Source organism: Natrialba swarupiae (assembly GCF_008245225.1).
GTDB lineage: Archaea > Halobacteriota > Halobacteria > Halobacteriales > Natrialbaceae > Natrarchaeobius > Natrarchaeobius swarupiae.
In genome coordinates this window covers 31,136-48,421 of sequence record NZ_VTAW01000002.1, presented here as the reverse complement: position 1 = coordinate 48,421, position 17,286 = coordinate 31,136, and the positions used below count along the sequence as shown (strand labels likewise).

General features: G+C 63.6%; 19 protein-coding genes. 8 read left to right on the top strand and 11 right to left on the bottom strand.

The annotated features are described in order from the left end of the window. Window positions 1-132: 132 nt before the first annotated feature. Complete coding sequence (locus tag FYC77_RS02310; protein ID WP_149079894.1) at window positions 133-510, top strand: cupin domain-containing protein; 378 nt, start codon at window positions 133-135, stop codon at window positions 508-510. Here the strand turns inward: FYC77_RS02310 and FYC77_RS02305 are convergent. Further along, window positions 491-745, bottom strand: a complete 255-nt coding sequence (locus tag FYC77_RS02305; protein WP_149079893.1) for a hypothetical protein — start codon at window positions 743-745, stop codon at window positions 491-493. The genes FYC77_RS02310 and FYC77_RS02305 overlap by 20 nt on opposite strands. On the opposite strand from FYC77_RS02305, the gene FYC77_RS02300 reads away from it, so the two are divergent. From FYC77_RS02300 to FYC77_RS02290, 3 genes are all read left to right on the top strand, one after another. Further along, window positions 725-1,066: a hypothetical protein gene (locus FYC77_RS02300; RefSeq protein WP_149079892.1), complete on the top strand. Its 342-nt coding sequence runs from the start codon at window positions 725-727 to the stop codon at window positions 1,064-1,066. The two genes, FYC77_RS02305 and FYC77_RS02300, sit on opposite strands and share 21 nt — an antisense overlap. Before the next feature lie 71 nt (window positions 1,067-1,137). After that, window positions 1,138-2,289 carry an acyl-CoA dehydrogenase family protein gene (locus FYC77_RS02295; protein WP_149079891.1) on the top strand — a complete coding sequence of 384 codons (1,152 nt, stop codon included), beginning with the start codon at window positions 1,138-1,140 and terminating at the stop codon, window positions 2,287-2,289. A gap of 161 nt (window positions 2,290-2,450) precedes the next feature. Next, window positions 2,451-4,454 carry a PAS domain S-box protein gene (locus tag FYC77_RS02290; RefSeq protein ID WP_149079890.1) on the top strand — a complete coding sequence of 668 codons (2,004 nt, stop codon included), beginning with the start codon at window positions 2,451-2,453 and terminating at the stop codon, window positions 4,452-4,454. On the opposite strand, the gene FYC77_RS02285 is transcribed toward FYC77_RS02290, so the two are convergent. After that, a complete protein-coding gene (locus tag FYC77_RS02285; RefSeq protein WP_149079889.1) occupies window positions 4,439-5,011 on the bottom strand; it encodes a HalX domain-containing protein in 573 nt (190 codons plus the stop codon). The genes FYC77_RS02290 and FYC77_RS02285 overlap by 16 nt on opposite strands. A 212-nt stretch (window positions 5,012-5,223) precedes the next feature. After that, the gene (locus FYC77_RS02280; RefSeq protein ID WP_149079888.1) at window positions 5,224-7,194 is read right to left on the bottom strand and encodes a 3-hydroxyacyl-CoA dehydrogenase/enoyl-CoA hydratase family protein; all 1,971 of its coding nucleotides are present in this window, start codon (window positions 7,192-7,194) and stop codon (window positions 5,224-5,226) included. A 115-nt stretch (window positions 7,195-7,309) separates the two neighbouring features. Between FYC77_RS02280 and FYC77_RS02275 the strand changes: the two genes are divergently transcribed. The 3 genes from FYC77_RS02275 (at window position 7,310) to FYC77_RS02265 (ending at window position 10,336) form a co-directional block, all read left to right on the top strand. After that, a complete protein-coding gene (locus FYC77_RS02275) occupies window positions 7,310-8,461 on the top strand; it encodes an acyl-CoA dehydrogenase family protein (protein ID WP_149079887.1) in 1,152 nt (383 codons plus the stop codon). Window positions 8,462-8,675: 214 nt separating this feature from the next. Further along, window positions 8,676-9,881 (top strand): MFS transporter, encoded by a 1,206-nt coding sequence (locus tag FYC77_RS02270; RefSeq protein WP_149079886.1) that lies wholly within the window; start codon window positions 8,676-8,678, stop codon window positions 9,879-9,881. A 65-nt stretch (window positions 9,882-9,946) separates the two neighbouring features. Then, window positions 9,947-10,336, top strand: coding sequence for a hypothetical protein (locus FYC77_RS02265; protein ID WP_149079885.1), 390 nt, complete (start codon window positions 9,947-9,949; stop codon window positions 10,334-10,336). 111 nt (window positions 10,337-10,447) lie between these two features. On the opposite strand, the gene FYC77_RS02260 is transcribed toward FYC77_RS02265, so the two are convergent. The 7 genes from FYC77_RS02260 to FYC77_RS02230 all read right to left on the bottom strand — a co-directional run bounded on the left by FYC77_RS02260 (window position 10,448) and on the right by FYC77_RS02230 (window position 15,509). Beyond that, the gene (locus FYC77_RS02260; protein ID WP_149079884.1) at window positions 10,448-10,594 is read right to left on the bottom strand and encodes a DUF1328 domain-containing protein; all 147 of its coding nucleotides are present in this window, start codon (window positions 10,592-10,594) and stop codon (window positions 10,448-10,450) included. Between the two features lie 81 nt (window positions 10,595-10,675). Continuing rightward, the gene (locus tag FYC77_RS02255) at window positions 10,676-11,077 is read right to left on the bottom strand and encodes a helix-turn-helix transcriptional regulator (RefSeq protein WP_149079883.1); all 402 of its coding nucleotides are present in this window, start codon (window positions 11,075-11,077) and stop codon (window positions 10,676-10,678) included. A 196-nt stretch (window positions 11,078-11,273) separates the two neighbouring features. Then, the gene (locus tag FYC77_RS02250) at window positions 11,274-11,504 is read right to left on the bottom strand and encodes a SelT/SelW/SelH family protein (protein WP_149079882.1); all 231 of its coding nucleotides are present in this window, start codon (window positions 11,502-11,504) and stop codon (window positions 11,274-11,276) included. A 283-nt stretch (window positions 11,505-11,787) separates the two neighbouring features. Continuing rightward, window positions 11,788-12,606, bottom strand: coding sequence for a 5'/3'-nucleotidase SurE (gene surE, locus FYC77_RS02245; protein ID WP_149079881.1), 819 nt, complete (start codon window positions 12,604-12,606; stop codon window positions 11,788-11,790). Between the two features lie 86 nt (window positions 12,607-12,692). Then, the gene (locus FYC77_RS02240; RefSeq protein ID WP_149079880.1) at window positions 12,693-14,192 is read right to left on the bottom strand and encodes a small ribosomal subunit Rsm22 family protein; all 1,500 of its coding nucleotides are present in this window, start codon (window positions 14,190-14,192) and stop codon (window positions 12,693-12,695) included. Next, window positions 14,189-15,007 carry a prephenate dehydrogenase/arogenate dehydrogenase family protein gene (locus FYC77_RS02235; RefSeq protein WP_149079879.1) on the bottom strand — a complete coding sequence of 273 codons (819 nt, stop codon included), beginning with the start codon at window positions 15,005-15,007 and terminating at the stop codon, window positions 14,189-14,191. The genes FYC77_RS02240 and FYC77_RS02235 overlap by 4 nt, the downstream gene beginning before the upstream one ends. Before the next feature lie 127 nt (window positions 15,008-15,134). Beyond that, on the bottom strand, window positions 15,135-15,509 hold the full coding sequence (locus FYC77_RS02230) for a hypothetical protein (protein ID WP_149079878.1): 375 nt from the start codon (window positions 15,507-15,509) through the stop codon (window positions 15,135-15,137). Window positions 15,510-15,736: 227 nt separating this feature from the next. Between FYC77_RS02230 and FYC77_RS02225 the strand changes: the two genes are divergently transcribed. Further along, window positions 15,737-16,534, top strand: coding sequence for a YqcI/YcgG family protein (locus tag FYC77_RS02225; protein WP_149079877.1), 798 nt, complete (start codon window positions 15,737-15,739; stop codon window positions 16,532-16,534). 18 nt (window positions 16,535-16,552) lie between these two features. Here FYC77_RS02225 and FYC77_RS02220 read toward each other — a convergent pair whose 3' ends face one another. Next, the gene (locus FYC77_RS02220) at window positions 16,553-17,245 is read right to left on the bottom strand and encodes a cobalt-factor II C(20)-methyltransferase (protein ID WP_149079876.1); all 693 of its coding nucleotides are present in this window, start codon (window positions 17,243-17,245) and stop codon (window positions 16,553-16,555) included. Window positions 17,246-17,286: the final 41 nt, after the last annotated feature.

Below are 17,286 nucleotides of genomic sequence, written 5' to 3'. Positions count from 1 at the left end.
GACGTAGCGAGCGAACGCTCGCTTCGTTGGGGAAAGTGTCGAGGCGGTACTGGGCGGTCAACGACCACAGCGGAACGTACCAATTCGCGACGGAACACGTAGTTTTACTGTCGTCCCGTCAAAGGATACCGTATGTCTTACCGGAAGGTGAACTACGAAGATGTCGATCAGGTCTCGAGTGCGATGCACTTTCTCAGCGACCCCCTCGAGACGGAGCGGGTCGGCGTGACGGTCGCACGCTGTGACCCCGGCTGGAAGAGCCGTCCGCACGATCACACGGACAACGATCACGAGGAGGTGTACGTCTTGATCGAAGGAGACGCGACGGTCGTCGTCGACGACGACCCAGTCGAGATGGAGACCGGCGACGCACTCTGGATTCCGCCGGAGTCGACCCGACAGATCCACAACGGCGACGACGAGAGCGCGTTCGTTCTCGTCAGTGCCCCTAGCATCGGCGACGACGACGGTGACGACGGCGAGTGGCTCCTCACCGGCTTCGCCGGCTGAGCGAAACCGAGTCGATCCGACCGCGTCCCCCGACCGGACGGTTTTGACGATCGACGTGGTCGTCGAAGACGGGTGATCCGCGATCTACTCCACACACCACGCAGCGATCTCGCTCGTCGTCTCGAGCGTCCTCGTCTACGCCATCGAATCGGTTGCCGTCTTCGGCCACGCCGTTCCGTCCCTCGTCCTCGTCGTCTACGGGACGCTCCTCGGCGTGGTCGTCGATCTCGATCACTTCTTCATCGCCCGCGCGAAGACCGGCAACTGGGCTGCGGTCCGCTACTGTTTCGCCAACCCGGTCGCAGCGATCCTCGACCAGCGTCGGATCTTCGACCGCGGCGACGTCGGCGTCCTCTCTCGTCTCCTGAGTCACCTGTTGATCGCCGGGGTGCTCGTCCCGTTGTTCGCCCTCGAGAGCGTCGCGGTGGCGATCCTCACCGGCGTCGTGCTCTACGTTCACGTCGTCTGTGACGTCGCCTGGGATCTCCGACGACTCCGCCAGGAGACCGATCCGATCGCGGAGAGCGAACGCGGATCGGCGGGTAACGGACTATGAGCTCGAGTCGTCGTCCGGAACCGTGGGAACCGACCCTGGCCTATATTCCGCCTCGTGTAGTGTGGACGGACATGAACCTGCTCGACGATGGCATCGTGCCGGAGCACGCACGCGAGATCAAAGCCGAGGCCCGCGAGTTCGCCGAGGAATACATCGAACCGAACGCCCGCGAGTACTTTCAGTCGGGCGAGTACCCCCACGAGATTCTCGAGGCCGGCCAGGAGGCGGGTCTCGTCGCACAAGACATTCCGGAGGAATGGGGCGGTCGCGGACTCGATCTCCCGAAGTTGCTCGCGCTCACGGAGGAGTTCTACCGCGCCGACGCAGGGATCGCCCTGACCCTTCAGTTGGCGAGTTTCGGCTGTGAGATCACTTACGACTACGGCTCCGACGAACAGTGCGAGGAGTACGTTCGACCCGTCGCCGAGGGTGATCAGCTCTCGGGGCTTGCGGTATCGGAACCCGAGACGGGAAGCGACCTCGCCGGAATGGAGACCCGCGCCGAAAAAGAGGGTGGCGAGTACGTCATAAACGGCGAGAAGTACTGGATCGGCAACGGCGTCGAAGCCGACTGGATCACCCTCTACGCCCGCACCGGTGACGACGAGACCAATCGGTACGGCAACCACTCGATGTTCATCGTGCCGACCGACGCCGACGGCTACGAGGCAGAACACATCCCCGAGAAGATGGCGATGCGCGCCTCGAAGCAGGCTCACATCACGTTCGAGAACTGCCGGATCCCCGAGGAGAACCTGATCGGTACCGAGGGCGCTGGCTTCTGGATGCTCGCCGAGTTCTTCAATCACGGCCGGGTCGTCGTCTCGGGACACGGACTCGGCCTCGCCGCGGCCGCTATCGAAGAGGCCTGGGCGTTCACCCACGACCGCGAGGAGTTCGGCCGAACGATCAACGAGTTTCAGGCGGTTCAACACGCCCTCGCGGACATGCTGATCGATTTCGAACGCGCACGAGCGCTCTCCTGGCGAGCCTGCGAGAACGTCGCTCGAGGAGACCGTCCGGGCTACTGGGCGGCACTGGCCAAGACGAACGCGACGGAGGCGGCCGTCGACGTCTCTGATCGCAGTATGCAACTTCACGGCGGACGGTCGATCCTCGATCGCCGGCGGATCGCACGCGTCTACCGCGACGCGCGAATCCCGGTTATCTACGAGGGGGCAAACGAGATCCAACGGAACCTGATCTACAGGCAGGGATCGTAGGAAAGCCGTCGTCGAGAGCGATCGCGGGTGTCGTCCCCTGGTTCGAGTCTGCCACGACCACCGCCCCCGATCGTGTGCCGAAAGAACAATCCGTTCAGACGAGAACCATCTGCCAGAGACGCCGGACCGAGAATGACTACCCGTTTCAGAGAGGGACGACAATGAGTCGACCGCGAGTTTTGTGTGTGAGCACGGACCGTGCGACGCGTGCGTCAGTCACGCTCTCGCTGACCGACGCCCCGGTCGACGTCGTCATCGCACAGCGGCCGTCCGCCGCCGTCGCCCGACTCGAGGAGGAACGGATCGACGCCGTCCTGGTCGACGCGGCGACGGTCGAGAACGTCCCGGACGTCGTCGACGCCGTCGATTCCGAGGCACCGGGCGTTCCAACGTTCGTGCACTGGGGTGACGGGGACGCCACGGGTGCGGATTCGGTGGCCGTCCTGGGCGAGGTCGTCGCCCAGTCGGAGCAAGGAGAGTCAGCGACGAGACTCGCAGACGTCGTGACGGCACGCATCGAAGCCGACGGACCGTCCGAGGACGGTGCCGCGGTCGGTTCCGACGACGGGACGACTCGAGGCGACGCCACGACTGAACCGGCAGTTCCCGACGACGAACCGCTGCCGGCCGACCTCGACCGGATCGTCGGGTCCGTCCGGCGACAGTTGATCGACGTTCGATCGCCACTTACCGTCGAGCGAGTACTCCGGGAGTCGTTTACGGCGAACGATCGGTTTCTGTTCGCCTGGGTCGGCGAGTACGACCGCGGCGAGCGGGAGATCGTCCCGTGGCTCTCGGCATCCACGGAGATCGACTGGCCACTTGGCCGAACGTTCGCGATCGGAAACGACGAACACCCGTTGCTCGAGCGAGTGATCCGAAGCCGACGCGTTCAGGTCCAGCAACCGCTCGAGGACGACCCTGTGGTCGCCCCGTTTGGCGACCGCGCAGTAGGTCGCGGCGTCGACGCCGTCGCTGCGGCACCGCTCGCGACGTCCGACGACTTGTACGGCGTGCTCGTCGTCTACGGACGCGACTCGCTGTCTTCGGCCGAACGGAAGACGATCGAATCCGTCGCCGAGGCTGCCTCCTACGTCCTCGAGACGATCGCGGTCCACGGACAACTCGAACAGCGCGAGCGGGCGCTACAACGCTACGAGCGCCTCGTCGAAACGGCGGGGGACGGGATGTACGTCTCCGACGACCAGGGCCATTTCATGACCGTCAACGACGCGCTCGTCGATATCACCGGCTACAGCCGGGAGGGGTTGCTCGGCGAGCACGTCTCGTTGCTGATCGGCGAGGAGGACGTCGACGCGGGCGAGGAGACGATCGTGTCGTTGCTCAAAGGCGACGGGAAGGAGACGACCGACACCATCGAGGTAACGCTCGAGACCAAAGACGGCGAGACGATTCCCTGTGAGGTACAGATCGCCGTCCTCGTTCGTAACGAAACGTTCCGTGGTTCCGTCGGCGTCATCCGGGATATTACCCAACGAAAGCTCCGCGAACGAAAACTCCGGGAGCGAAACGAACGCCTCGATGCGTTCGCGCGGATCGTCAGCCACGACCTTCGGAACCCGCTCAGCGTCTCACAGGGGTATCTCGACGTCATCGAGGAGACGGAGTCGCTCGAGCACGTCGAGAGCGTCCGGAGCGGGCTCGATCGGATGGAATCGATCGTCGAGGACGTTCTCGCGATCGCTCGAGGCGGCGAGTGGGCAGCCGAGACGGAGCCGGTCGAGTTCGAAGACGTCGCGACCGAGGCCTGGGATCACGTCTCGACGGAGAACGCTACCCTGTCGATCGACGAGACGATGACGATCGACGCCGACAGGCCGCGTCTGCTCCGCTTGCTCGAGAATCTCTTTCGCAACGCAATCGAGCACGGCTCCGTGGGCCAGTCGCGACTCTCGGTCCGAACCGGACCGCTCGGCGGGGGCGAACGAGGGTTCTACGTCGAAGACGACGGAACCGGGATTCCCGAAGGGGTTTGCGAGCATCTCTTCGATCCGTCGGTCTCCTCGTCGTTGGACGGACTCGGTATCGGGCTCTGGATCGTCAGAGAAGTGGCTACCGGACACGGGTGGTCGGTTACCGCCGTGGAGAGCGAGAGCGGAGGGGCACGCTTCGAGTTCCGATTCGACGATCAGTTCTCCGGTTGAATGTCCTGGAATGCGCCGACGAAGTCGTCGTGACTCGATAGACCGGACACGCTTTCGTCGACGCGTTGTTCGAGTTCCTCGATACGCTCACGAAGCTGCTGGTACTCCTCGTTGTTCGCGAGGACCCGATCGGCCTTTTCGGACTCGAGTAACGCCTTCTTCGAGACGAGCGCGTAGTACTCGAGGATGTCCGACTCGTACTCCGATCGGCCCGAAACCTCCTCGACGATCCCGAGGAGTTCGTCTTTCGACACCGGCTTGACGAGGTAGTCGTCGAAGCCCATCTCGATGATGTCGAAGTCCGGATCGACCGCGGTCACCATTACGACGCGACAGTCGTATCCGTCGTCACGGATCGCCTCGAGGACGTCGTCGCCCGACAGACCCGGCATCCGACGGTCCAACAGGACGACTTCGATCGACTCCGCCATCTTCTCGAGCGCTTCTTCGCCGTCGTAGGCCGTGTCGACGGACCACTCGGTCTCGAGCCACGTGGCAAACAGATCGGCGAGACGGGCTTCGTCGTCGACGACGAGTACCTCTAACCCGTCACTCATTGGGAACTCCCTCCGTTCTCTTCATCGATTAGAGCCACGGGACACCAATGGTACCTCTGGGTGATAAATCTCGCGACCAGCTATCAACATATCTATGATTCATCGGGATTCGGTTAGCCGTTCTTCCGATAATCCCACACTAAACTCCAATTATCCATCCACATTCCACGTTAGTTTATTCATCTCTCGGCCGATATATGTCGAGGGAGCGATTACTTCCCTTCGAACTCCGGCTCGTGGTCACCCATGAACGCGGTGATCCCTTCCATCAGATCGTCGGTCGTCAGCAGGTGGCCGAACGCCGACGCCTCGTACTCGAGGCCAGCGTCGATGTCGGTCCGTCCCGCGAGCATCGCGCGTTTGGTGAATTTCTGGGCGATCGGCGGACCCGCGGCGAGCTCCGACGCGAGATCGAGGGTCCGCTCCTCGAGCTCGTCGTTATCCACGACTTCGTTGACGAACCCGTACTGTGCCATCGTCTCGGCGTCGTACCGATCGGCGGTGAGGATGATCTCCTTCGCTCTCCCCTCGCCAACGATCCGGCTGAGCCGCTGGGTTCCACCCCAGCCAGGGAGGAGCCCGAGATCGAGTTCCGGCTGACCGAACTCGGATCGCTCGCTCGCGACGCGGAGGTCTGTACAGGTCGCCAGTTCCATCCCGCCGCCGAGGCAGTAGCCATCGATACCGGCGACGACGGGCATCTCGCAGGCCTCGAGTTCGCCGAACGTCGACTGGCCGTTCCGGGAGAGCTCCTGGCCTTCGATCGGGTCGGTACCGGAGCCGGCCATGCTCTGGACGTCCGCTCCAGCGGAGAACGCCTTCTCACCCGCACCCGTGATCGCGATGGCCCGGACGTCGTCGTCGGCTTCGAGCGTCGAGATCGCCGCCGAGAGCTCCTCGAGCAGTTCCCCGCTGATCGTGTTCATCCGATGGGGCCGGTCGATAACGACGTGAGCGACCATCTCGCCGGGGTACTCGATGCGGATCGCTTCGAAGTCGGTCGACTCCGCATCATCGACGTCGTAGAATCCGCCCTCCTCGGCGCGTACTGCCAGGTAGTTCGCCGGCGCGTACCGCTCGTGTCCGGTTGCCTCGTAGGCTTCCTCGAGGGTCCGGTGGAGCTCCTCGAGGCCGTACTCGTCGACGAGTTTGACGGGGCCGTCGGGGAAGCCAGCGCCGAGCTGGGTGGCCTCGTCGATCGATTCGGGCGGTGCGACGTCGCCGCCGATCAGCTTGGCGGCCTCGTTCGCCATCGTCGCCAGCAGGCGCGCCTCGACGAGGTCGGACTGTTCGTCGGAGGGGATCTGGGCACCCTCGCCGTCCTCGTAGTCGTAGAATCCCGTGCCGGTCTTCTTGCCGAGTTCCTCATTTTCGACTTTCTCCTCGAGCAACGCCGCGGGCTCGTAGGCCTCGCCGAGTACCTCGTGCATGTACTCTAAGACGTGGTAGCTGACGTCGTTGCCGACCTGATCACCGAGTTCGAACGCCCCCATCGGAAGCCCCAACCCGTACTTGGCCGTCGAATCGACCGTCTCGATCGTCGCTTCCTCCTGGTCGACCAACCAGCAGGCCTCGTTCATGAGCGGGACGAGGATGCGGTTGACGATGAAGCCGGGAGAGTCCTTGTGGACGCGAACCGGCGTCTTCCCGAACTCTTCGGCGAGCGCTTCGGTCAGGTCGAGCGTCTCTTCGGCCGTCTGTGCACCCGAGATGACTTCGACGAGTTGCATCCGGACCGGCGGGTTGAAAAAGTGCATCCCGCAGAACCGCTCGGGGCGTTCCGTGACCTCGGCGAGTTCCGAAACCGAGAGACTCGAGGTGTTCGTCGCGAAGATCGCGTGGTCGGGCGCGACCGACTCGAGTTCCTCGTAAACGTCCTTTTTGATCTCCATCTGTTCGGGAACGGCCTCGACGACGAAGTCCGCGTCCGCGACGGCCTCCTCCATGGCGACGAGTGGCGTAACTCGATCGAGGGCGGCGTCGGCTTCTTTCTGGGTGAGCCGATCCTTTTCGGCGAGTTTGGAAAGCGACCACTCGATCTGCTCGTAGCCGTTCTGGACGAACTCGTCTTTGATGTCGCGCATGTTCACGTCGTAGCCGGCCATCGCGGCGACTTCCGCGATTCCGTGGCCCATGTTCCCGGCACCGAGAACTGCGACGGTGTTGATATCTTCTAACTCCATGGGTGAATATGCAATGGGGAGCCGTTTGAACGTTTCCCTCTCTTATTGTAAAAACTACAATTACGTTCATATCTGGTTACAAAGGTCTTTATCGAGCGATCAATAACGATCGACTATGGAGTTCGGCCTCACCGACGAACAACGACAGATCCGCGAGGAAATCACGCGGTTCGCCGAAAACGAGATCGTCCCCGTCGCCGAGGAACACGACGTCGAGGAGAGCTACCCCCACGACGTCGTCGACGCGGCCGCCGAGATGGGGCTGACCGGCGCGTACATTCCAATGGAGTACGGCGGTGCCGGCTACTCGATTCTCGATACGGCGATCATCACGGAGGAACTGTTCGCGTACGACCCCGGCATCGCTCTCTGTATCGTCTCGACGTCGTTTGGCTGCGAGGCGATCATGAACTTCGGCACCGACGACCAGAAAGAACGATTCTTAGAGCCGGTCGCGCTGGGCGAGAAGATCTCCGGCGCGGCGATCTCCGAACCGGATACGGGATCGGACGTCTCGTCGGTCTCGACGCGCGCCGAAAAAGACGGCGACGAGTGGGTAATAAACGGGAACAAGATGTGGATCACCAACGGCACCGTCGGTGACTTCTTCGTCGTCCTCTGTGAGACCAATCCCGACGCCGAGGGCCGGTACAACGGCTTCAGCCAGATCGTCGTCGAGTCGGACCGCGACGGCTTCTCCGCCGAGAAGATCACCGGCAAACTCGGCATTCGTGCATCCGACACCGCCGAACTCGTCTTCGACGACGTTCGCGTCCCCGAGGAAAACCTGATCGGCACGAAAGACGCCGCGTTCATGCAACAGATGCAGTTCTTCGACGAGACTCGAACCGCCGTCGCCGCCCAGGGCGTCGGCATCGCCAAAGGGGCCACGCGGGCCGCCCTCGAGTACGCCCAGGACCGCGAGCAGTTCGGGCAGTCGATCTCGGAGTTTCAGGCGATCCAGCACAAACTCGCCGAGATGGCAACGAACACCGAAGCCGCCCGCAACCTGACGTACAAGTCGGCCTGGAACGTCGACCAGGGCGAGGACATCACGAAACTCGCCTCGATGGCCAAGGAGTACGCCTCCCGGATCGCCGTCGACGTCGCCGACGAAGCCGTCCAGATCCACGGCGGTGCCGGCTACGTCAACGACTTCCCCGTCGAACGGTTCTACCGCGACGCGAAGATCACCCAGATCTACGAGGGAACCTCCGAGATCCAGAAGAACATCATCGCCCGCGAGATGCTTGGAAAAGGGTTCTAAGCCGGCTTTCAGTGTATCAACTCCCGTTTTCCTGTGTTCGACTGGTGTCGAGACGTTAGTTGCTCCGACCGGGTAAATAAACGATATTTTACAGTTACTCACTTCCGGAAGCTATCCGCTGTCGGTCACGAGGCAGTGGAATGGCGTCTCGAGTTCAGACAGATCGACAATTTGACGTCGGTCACGACGGTCGGTGCGTATACGCTCGAGTGCCATGGGAGCCCAACAGACCGAAACCCGTGACTCGTCGATTCCGTGGCACTCCAGTGCGCTGTACGTCATCCTCTCGAGTTCGCTGATGGGCGTGATGGGCGTTTCACTCGTCAGCCCGGTGTTGCCCTCGTTGCGGCCGGCGTTCGGCGTCTCAGATGCGCAGATCGGGCTGGTCATCACGGCTTACACGCTTCCCGGAATCTTTTTGACGCCGTTCGTCGGGCTCGTCGCCGATCGGATCGGTCGGCGACGCGTCATCGTTCCGCTCCTGTTTACCTTCGGAATCGGTGGTGCAGGCATCGCGTTCGCGACCAGCTTTACCGAACTGCTCGCGTTGCGGTTCGTCCAGGGAGTCGGTGCCAGCGCACTCGTCACGCTCTCAGTCACGCTGATCGGCGACTTCTACGACGGGCCACGCCAAAACGCCGTGATGGGGATCAACTCGAGTATGCTCGGGACCGGTGCGGCCGCGTATCCGTTGATCGGTGGCGCACTCGCTGGGATTCGCTGGAACGCGCCGTTTCTCTTCTTCGGGGTTGGGATACTCGTCGGCGTGTTCGCGGCGATTGCGCTCCCCGAACCGGAGAGTACTCACTCGAGCGACGTCAGAACCTACGTCGGTCGACTGCGGGACGTCGTCGTCCATCCCCAGGCGCTGGCGATCTTTGCCGCGATTTTCGCCATCTTCTTCGTCTTCTACGGTGCGATCCAGACGGCACTCCCGTTGCTTCTCAGCGACGAGTTCGCGCTCAGTTCCGGTGAAATCGGGCTGACGCTGGCGATGGTCTCCGTCGCTGGCGCGGTTGTCTCTTCACAGTATGGCCGTATCTCGAACTGGCGGAGCGCGCCCGAACTGATCGCGCTGGGATTCGTCGCCTACGGTGTCAGCCTGCTCGGAGTCTGGATCGCACCGTCTCCCCTGTTCGTCGGTGCGGCGCTTTTGGCGTTCGGGGTGGGTTTTGGCATCGTCATGCCCTCTGTCGATACGACGATCGTCCAGTTCGTCTCCGATCGACTCCGGGCGGGAATGATGGGGATGCGGACGAGCGTGCTTCGCCTCGGGCAGACGCTCGGTCCAGTCTCGTTTACGTACCTCGCAGAGACTGCGTTCGACTCCCCTATCGACGGATATCGGTGGCTCGTCCTCGGGTTCGGCGTGGTGATCCTCCTCTCCGGTCTGCTGGTCTATCCGCTCCTCCGTAGGTAGAACCTGTCTCGTGCCCGTGTTGCATATCGCAATTACTATTGGATTGTAGCGTCCTTCCCGTAGATATGACCGTCGAACGGCTCCAGAACACGAAGCCGACGGTAGAACGATGGAACGAGGTGTTCGAGGCGCTGTCGGCCGAACCGAGGAGACAACTTCTGATGACGCTACTCGACGCGCCGGCCGGTCGGCGCGTGTTACTTCCCGACGCGGCCGTCGGCCCCGCCGAGTCAGCGGATCTGACCGAACGTCGACTCGAGCTCGCTCACCGACACCTTCCGTTACTGTCACAACGAGGGTTCGTCGACTGGGCGACGGATCCGTTTTGTGCCCAGCGCGGCGAACGGTTCGACGAAGTTGCGGCGGTCGTCGGGATCGTACACGCAAACGTCGAGGATCTTCCGCCCCACCTCGTCGACGGCTATCGGCGACTCGAGGACGAACGCGACGAGTGATACGGTCTCTCGTCAGTCAGTATCGCCTCACCCCGAAAACGGGGCCCGGGTGCGGCGGTGAACAGGGACAGCAATCCGTAGCGGATCGCGCCAGCATCGACGCGTGGTCCGCTACAGCAACAGCGAGACCACCGCCAGGACGAGAAACAGCAACACGAGCCACTTGGCTATCGACATCGTCAATCCGGCGACGCCGGTTGCACCGAGTGCTCCCGCGACGATTGCGATGACGAAAAACAACAGTGCAAGTTCGAGCATACTCAGTCGGACGGTCCGAACACGGGAAGGAGTTCGGCCGGAACATGCCGACACCGAATACGGACCCGGACAGCCACACGCCTACTCGTTGAGATGTGAGCGATACCCCTTCGGCTCGAAGCCTCGCCGACAGATCACCCGCTTTCGGCCGACGGTGATCGCGCTGATCTGGTCGTCGTCTTCCATACGCGAAACGACTTTCTCGAGGTGGTCCCTCGACCAGCCGGTTTCCTCGCGGACGGTCGACTGGTCGACTCGACCGCCGCGTTTGACGAGGAGTCGGAGCACCTTGTCCTCGTCCGGAAGTTCGCGCTCGTCGACGCCGTACTCGATTTCCTCGGCGTAGCTGAGCGTTTCGTCGTCCGCATCGTTCTCCATCTGTTCCGCTGTGGGTTCGGTACTGGATCCATCCGCGGTCGTCTCCCCGGTCGATGAACTCCCCCAGAGAGACGAGAGACGGGCCCAAAGTGTGCTGAAGACCATGTATTGATCACCTTACTGAAACGATTCCTGTGGGGACGCAGTTACCTCCACCTTCAGTACTATCATTTATATTTGTGCCGCTGGCATTCGACTCACGGCTTCGCTGACGCCGTCGCCCCGGAAGGGCGGCCGCCTTGCGAGGTGCAAGTTGATTATCCATCACAGATGGTGTACGTTCACATTGCCCATAATTCGGCTACAGGTGACTGCGAACCCGTCTGACGATCTCGTCGACGTCGTACTCGTCCTCCGCGACGTCGAAGACTCGTTTCTCGTCGACGCGGACGACGAAGACCCCATCGCGTCCCGTCGAGAGCGTGACCGAATCCAGCCGTTCACCGAACGTTGTCAAGAGCACGTGCTGGACGTCTTCCGCGCGCGAGAGATGACCACAGGGAACGCAGTACTCGATGTCGACCGTCGTCATGTTCGACAGTTCGACCGGGACCCACATAGCACTCGGGGTCGAGGCGGGACTATCTGTCGGACGCTGTTTCGACACACCCGTACGCAGCCCCCGACCGTGTCTCTGTCCGGTGTCCCGTCCTCCCGAGAACGCAGGCTGTTTCCGGTCACTGGAAACCGCATACGACAGTCCGACGAGGACGCAACGACGTGTGGCCGCACTAGTACTCCGACAAGCGTCGACTGATAGGTCAAATCGACCCGCACAACAGGATTTGACCCATCAGTTCAGGTTTGGGCCGGCACTAGTCCGACACGTCCGCCCTGAGGGATCCCCTCATCTCGGCGTACGCCTCCGCGAGCGACTCGAGGATCTCATGGTGGTTCGTCGAGTGGGGAGGTGCCAGTGGCGAAATGCTGATTCGCCCCTCTGCGACCGCGCGACGATCCGTCCCCGGTGGATCGGGGATAACCTGGGGGTCCATCGAATCCCAGACGTGGTCCGTGAGGTGAATCGTCTCACCATCGCGTTCGGCGTCCATCTCGTAGCGTTTCGACGGGTGTGTAATCTCGACCGGGGCGGGATCCCCACCGGCGACCGGGACGTTGACGTTCAGGTAGCCTGCGTGCTCGAAGACGCCCGCCTCGAGTGCGTTCTCTGCGAGAAACGTGGTCACTCGCGTCGCCTCGGCGTACTCCTCCTGTCCGAGGTCGGCCTCGTGGACCGGCCCTCGTTCGATCGGGACGTACATCGACGTGGCGATCGCGGGGACGTCGAAAAACGCCGCCTCGACGGCCGCGCCGATCGTTCCGGATCGACCGAGTACGTACTCGCCGAGGTTTGCCCCTCGGTTACAGCCTGCAACGACGAGATCCGGAACAGGTCCGAGTTCGGCAAGTCCGGCGACGACGCAGTCCGCCGGCGTTCCGTCCACCGCGTATCCGAGTTCGTGTTCGACGACGTCGACTTCGTGTGAGAGCGACCGTCCCGTAGCGCTCTGGTCCTCGAGGGGTGCGACGACCGTCACGTCCGCGACCTTGGCGAGGCTGCTGGAGACCGCACGGATGCCTGCCGAATCGATACCATCGTCGTTCGTCACGAGCACCTCGAGTGTATCGCCCATATATTGCAGGTCGAAGGCCGAGACGAAAAGCCCACTGCTCGGAACGACGGCGCTACGGTGGCGCTCCAAGAATCCGAGTCGATCGGTTAAGCGATCCGATCGACGGCCGTCTCCTCGTCGACGATCAGGTTGTACGCCCCTTCGTCGTCGTTCCAGAGCGCGAGTGCCCCCTCGAGCGAACAGAGTTCGCCGTACTCCGCCTCGAGCAACGGCCGGTTGAGCGCTGTCTCGGCGGTGAGCACCGCGTAGTGGTCGACCGACTCGCTCCCGTCGCTTATCTTGAACAGCGGATTGGCGTTCCGGTCGTCGGTCAACGAGTAGCTGAGTTTCGCCGCGACGAGATCGATCCGGTTGGTGACGTGGCGATCCATTTCGGCCATCTTCGCCCAGTCGCTCGTCTCGAGGGAGAGATCGATCCGCCGGCTCCCGTCCCGTCGCAACAGCGAGTAGGAGTACTGAACGTCGACGTTGACGAACTCGCCCGGCGCGTGTTCGTCGTCGTCCGCAGGCGTCGCCTCGTCGAGACGCCGTTGAAACGACGGTACCTCGAGATCCGGGCCGACGTCGAACGACCAGCCGCGATCCGTCGGCCGCTCGCCGGGCCAGAGACGGACCGTCGGACTGTAGACGGTTACCCTGTCGCCGTCCGCGGACCCCTCACCCGGGCCAGTCCAGAGCTGCTCGTCTTCGAGTTCGCGTTCGACCTCCCGAAGCTGGATGCTGGTGTGTTTGTCCGCCGGTGCCATCGCGAGCACCGTCCCGTCGGGCGCGAGCGTCTCGAGGTACGATCGGAGGACTGCGACGGGGTCCTCGAGTTCGCTCAGAACGTTACAGAGGAGGACGAGATCGAACCCGTCCGACGGACCCGTGGGATCGAACGTCCCGCTCTCGTCGACGGTCCGAGGGTCGAACGCCTCGGCGGTCGTCCGGTGGATCGTCGTGTGGACGTTTCGATCGGTTTCGGCGAGCAGTTCCGACAGCACGTCCGCGGCCGCGCTCGGCTCGACGGCGTGGTACTCACAGAGCGCATCGTCGGGCAGGGACTCGAAGAGTCCGAGCGCGGGACCGCCGACGCCGGCACCGACGTCGAGGACCCGAAGGCGCTGGCCCAGCAGACCGCGCTCCGCGAGGTCGTCGAGGGCGTACTGAACCGCGGCGTAGTACCCCGGCAGGTGGTAGACCGCGTACCCCGCGGCGACGTCGTCGTCGTACTCGACCGGACGCCCCTCGAGGTAGTCCGCCTTGAACCGCCGGATCGTCGACCGCAACAGGTCGCCGCTCCCGCCGTCGTACCAGCGCGGGCCGTAGCGGTCGGCCAGCAGGTCCTCGAGTCGCCGTTCGTAGTCGGCGGGGAACGCCCGGATCACCCTCTCGAGCGGGGCGATCGGCTCGTCGTCGACGGGGACGAACGTCCCGTCATCGCGTTCGATCAACCCGAGGTCGACTGCCTCCTCGCGGAGCGTCTGGCGGACGACCGCTGGATGTGGGCTCCCCTCGACGTACTCGCAGATCTCCTCGGGGTCGACCGGCCGCACGTTCCGGAGGTACTTCGCGTTCGATCTGATCGACTCGCGGCGATCGGTCATTCGGTCTCACCGACCGTGGGTTCGTCCGTCGATCCATCCTCGTCGTCCGTCGACCCATCTTCGCCGTCCAGCGGCTCGCCGTCGTGGCAGCGACTCGACGCCTCGCGATACAATACCTCGAGTTCGCCGTGATCGGCCCTTGCGATCTCGGATGCGGCGTCGGCGACCGCGTCGGCACCGTCGAACGTGTGCTGGATGTCGGCATACACTCGTGGTGTTCCCGCTGTCACCTGTTGGGCCAGCGCCCGGAGTTGTTCGTAGACCGGCGTTTCGAACCCGTCGGGAACCGACTCGGCAGCCAGCGCGAACGAGAGCACTGCGGCGTGTGCCGACGCCTGAACCGTCTCCATCGCCTCGTCGTGTTCGGTCGCCGTCGTCTCGAGCAGGTCGTTTCCACAGTCGGCGAGCGCCTCGCGGACGGTGTCGGTCGTCGGCCCCGACCGATCGCTGACGACGGCGATCGATCCGGGCGCGCGTTCGGGCGCAAAAAGAGGATGTAGGCTGAGGCGTTCCCTGTCGGGTGCGTGCTCGGCCATCGCCTCGAGGGGCGGCCCCATCACGCCGGATACATCGACGAGCGCCCGCTTCGCTCGCGGCGCGTGCTCGGCGACCGCGTCGGCAACGTGAGCCATCGGCACCGCGAGACAGACGACATCGTACTCCGTCCCACCGCGAAGATCCGCGACCGACCCCCCGACCGCGTCGGCAGCCCGACTAGCCGCATCGGCGTCGACGTCGGCGAATGCGACCCGGCCGTCGATCGCACTGCCGAACCACGTCCCCATCGACCCCGCACCGACGATCAGTACGTCCATCGGCTGTTCGTATCCACCGGCGTTGCAAAAGCAGTTCGGTCGAACCCCCGCCGGTTTCGGTCGAACCGATCGACGGCGCTAGCGCTCCGGGGTCGTTGGTATCCGAAAAACGGCCAGCGTGGACGACTTACTCGTCCTCGAGGGCGTCGGCGATCCGTTTTAACGCACGGGTCTGATCGCGCATCTCGTCGCGGAGCTGGCGGACCTCACGGACGAGTTCCTCGTTGCTCTCGTCGCCGCGGCCGCCCGGGCCGCCGGGGGCGCCACCGGGGGCGCCACCCGGTCCGCCGCCCATCATGCCGCCCATCATCTGGGCGAACGGATTCCCGCCCATTCCGCCGGGGCCGCCACCGCCGCCACCGAACGGACTCTCCGGCGGTTCTCCCTCGCCTTCACCTTCTTCGGCGCGTTTTTCCCGAATCTCTTCGACTCGCTCGCGGAACGATTTTTCTTCGCCCTCGCCCTCGTCTGCGCCGCCGTTTGAATCGGGTTCGTCCGACATACTCCCGGCTTCTCCACCTGCGGGGAAAAGGGTTGTCATGTCGAACCCAAAACGCCAGGAGATGGCGTTCTCGAGCGAACGTTGCCGGCTTCCTAGCTTCGAACGATCACTGCTCTGGCTCCCCCAACGACACGTGAGGGTCGTAGACGAACGTGATTCGAGCCACCGTCCGTTCGAGGTTCGAACCTAAACCGTCATTACGCTCGAGTCGAACGCATACACGAACGATGAACGAGCCAGGCATCCAGTCGTTGATGGACCAGGCGACCCTCGACCGACGGGTTCGAGACGGACAAACGCCGTCGTGGGTCGAAGACCACTGGCGCTCGTTCGAAGCCGGACTTCTCGGCGAGCGAAACGGCTCGCCGTTCCCCTGCTTTTTCGGCGCCGAATCCGTCCAACACGGCGATCCACTCTACACTGCGGTGCCGTCGATGAGCGACCCCGAGGCGCTGTTGAGTCTTCGCGACCGCATCCTCGAGTACCTCGACGTCTATCAGGACCACGCCGACAAGGCCTCGCTGGTGACGTTCTTCAAACCCCCCGAGCGACCCCTCTCCGAACGCGAGTATCACGACGCGCTCTGGCACGTCCTGCAGACGTTACATCTCCACGACCCCGAGCCCTGGCCGGCGGACATTCCGACCGACCCCGACGACCCCTACTGGGAGTTCTGTCTCGGCGGCGAACCCATGTTCCCAACCTGTCGCGCTCCGTTCTACGAGAACCGCAAGAGTCGATACTGCCCCATCGGTCTCGAGATCACGTTCCAGCCCCGCGAGCTGTTCGAACGCCTCGACGTGACCGCCGACACCGACGCCGGACAGCGCGCCCGCGGGGTCATCCAGGACCGCCTCGAGGAGTACGACGGCGTCTGCCCCCACGCCGACCTCGGCGACTGGGGTGTCGAGGGCGACCGCGAGTGGCCCCAGTACATGCTCTCGGCGGACGACCAGCAAGCGCCGTCCGAGTGTCCGGTCACGATCACGCGCGAGCACCCGAAACCCGCCGCGAGACTGCCGTAGCCCGATCCACTTTCGGTGCTATCCATCCCGTTCGAACGCCGCCGTCGCCGACTCGACCACGAGATCGGCCTTCTCGGCGTAAGCGAGCGTGTAATAATCGCGCTCCTCGAGTTCCGAGGGATCGTCGGTGACGGCCGTCTCGCCCTGTTCCATGAACAGCCGACGGCCGTAGGTGACGTCGTAGCCGGCCTCGACGAGACCCTCGTGGGTGGCTGGGATGTCAGTGACCTTGAACAAAATCATCCGACCCGGCCCCGTCGGGCTCGCGCCGTCGGCCGCCTCGCGCAGGGAGAGCCCCGCGCCGGCTTCGACCTCGACGCCGAGTGCGGTCGCAAACGCCGTCATCGCGCTCACGCCGGGGACGACCTCGAGGTCGACGTCCGGATGAAACGCCTCGAGCGTCCGCCGGAGGTGGCCGAACGTCGAGTAGACGTTCGGATCACCCAGCGTGACGAAGGCGACGTCGCCCTCCATCGCTCGCGGGGCGACTTCCGCGGCGGCCGCCTTCCAGGCCGTCCGCAGTTTCTCCTCGTCTTTCGTCATCGGGAAGTCGAGATCGCCGATCTTCGATTCGTCGACGTGCTCGAGGGCGACCGACCGGGAGAGCCGACCCGGGGAGTAGACCACGTCCGCGTGCTCGAGGACGCGCTTGCCACGAACCGTCACGAGATCCGCTTCACCAGGACCGAGTCCGACGCCGTACAGTGTCATCGCTCCCTTATTTTCGCGCCTGTACTAACAAGCGTTCGTTC

What these genes read in the sequence shown, in the direction of transcription:
- FYC77_RS02310 (WP_149079894.1), top strand. Translation starts at nt 133, where the DNA reads ATGTCTTACCGGAAGGTGAACTACGAAGATGTCGATCAGGTCTCGAGT.
- FYC77_RS02295 (WP_149079891.1), top strand. Translation starts at nt 1,138, where the DNA reads ATGAACCTGCTCGACGATGGCATCGTGCCGGAGCACGCACGCGAGATC.
- FYC77_RS02290 (WP_149079890.1), top strand. Translation starts at nt 2,451, where the DNA reads ATGAGTCGACCGCGAGTTTTGTGTGTGAGCACGGACCGTGCGACGCGT.
- FYC77_RS02285 (WP_149079889.1), bottom strand. Translation starts at nt 5,011, where the DNA reads ATGAGTGACGGGTTAGAGGTACTCGTCGTCGACGACGAAGCCCGTCTC.
- FYC77_RS02280 (WP_149079888.1), bottom strand. Translation starts at nt 7,194, where the DNA reads ATGGAGTTAGAAGATATCAACACCGTCGCAGTTCTCGGTGCCGGGAAC.
- FYC77_RS02275 (WP_149079887.1), top strand. Translation starts at nt 7,310, where the DNA reads ATGGAGTTCGGCCTCACCGACGAACAACGACAGATCCGCGAGGAAATC.
- FYC77_RS02270 (WP_149079886.1), top strand. Translation starts at nt 8,676, where the DNA reads ATGGGAGCCCAACAGACCGAAACCCGTGACTCGTCGATTCCGTGGCAC.
- FYC77_RS02265 (WP_149079885.1), top strand. Translation starts at nt 9,947, where the DNA reads ATGACCGTCGAACGGCTCCAGAACACGAAGCCGACGGTAGAACGATGG.
- FYC77_RS02260 (WP_149079884.1), bottom strand. Translation starts at nt 10,594, where the DNA reads ATGCTCGAACTTGCACTGTTGTTTTTCGTCATCGCAATCGTCGCGGGA.
- FYC77_RS02255 (WP_149079883.1), bottom strand. Translation starts at nt 11,077, where the DNA reads ATGGTCTTCAGCACACTTTGGGCCCGTCTCTCGTCTCTCTGGGGGAGT.
- FYC77_RS02250 (WP_149079882.1), bottom strand. Translation starts at nt 11,504, where the DNA reads ATGACGACGGTCGACATCGAGTACTGCGTTCCCTGTGGTCATCTCTCG.
- surE (WP_149079881.1), bottom strand. Translation starts at nt 12,606, where the DNA reads ATGGGCGATACACTCGAGGTGCTCGTGACGAACGACGATGGTATCGAT.
- FYC77_RS02240 (WP_149079880.1), bottom strand. Translation starts at nt 14,192, where the DNA reads ATGACCGATCGCCGCGAGTCGATCAGATCGAACGCGAAGTACCTCCGG.
- FYC77_RS02235 (WP_149079879.1), bottom strand. Translation starts at nt 15,007, where the DNA reads ATGGACGTACTGATCGTCGGTGCGGGGTCGATGGGGACGTGGTTCGGC.
- FYC77_RS02230 (WP_149079878.1), bottom strand. Translation starts at nt 15,509, where the DNA reads ATGTCGGACGAACCCGATTCAAACGGCGGCGCAGACGAGGGCGAGGGC.
- FYC77_RS02225 (WP_149079877.1), top strand. Translation starts at nt 15,737, where the DNA reads ATGAACGAGCCAGGCATCCAGTCGTTGATGGACCAGGCGACCCTCGAC.
- FYC77_RS02220 (WP_149079876.1), bottom strand. Translation starts at nt 17,245, where the DNA reads ATGACACTGTACGGCGTCGGACTCGGTCCTGGTGAAGCGGATCTCGTG.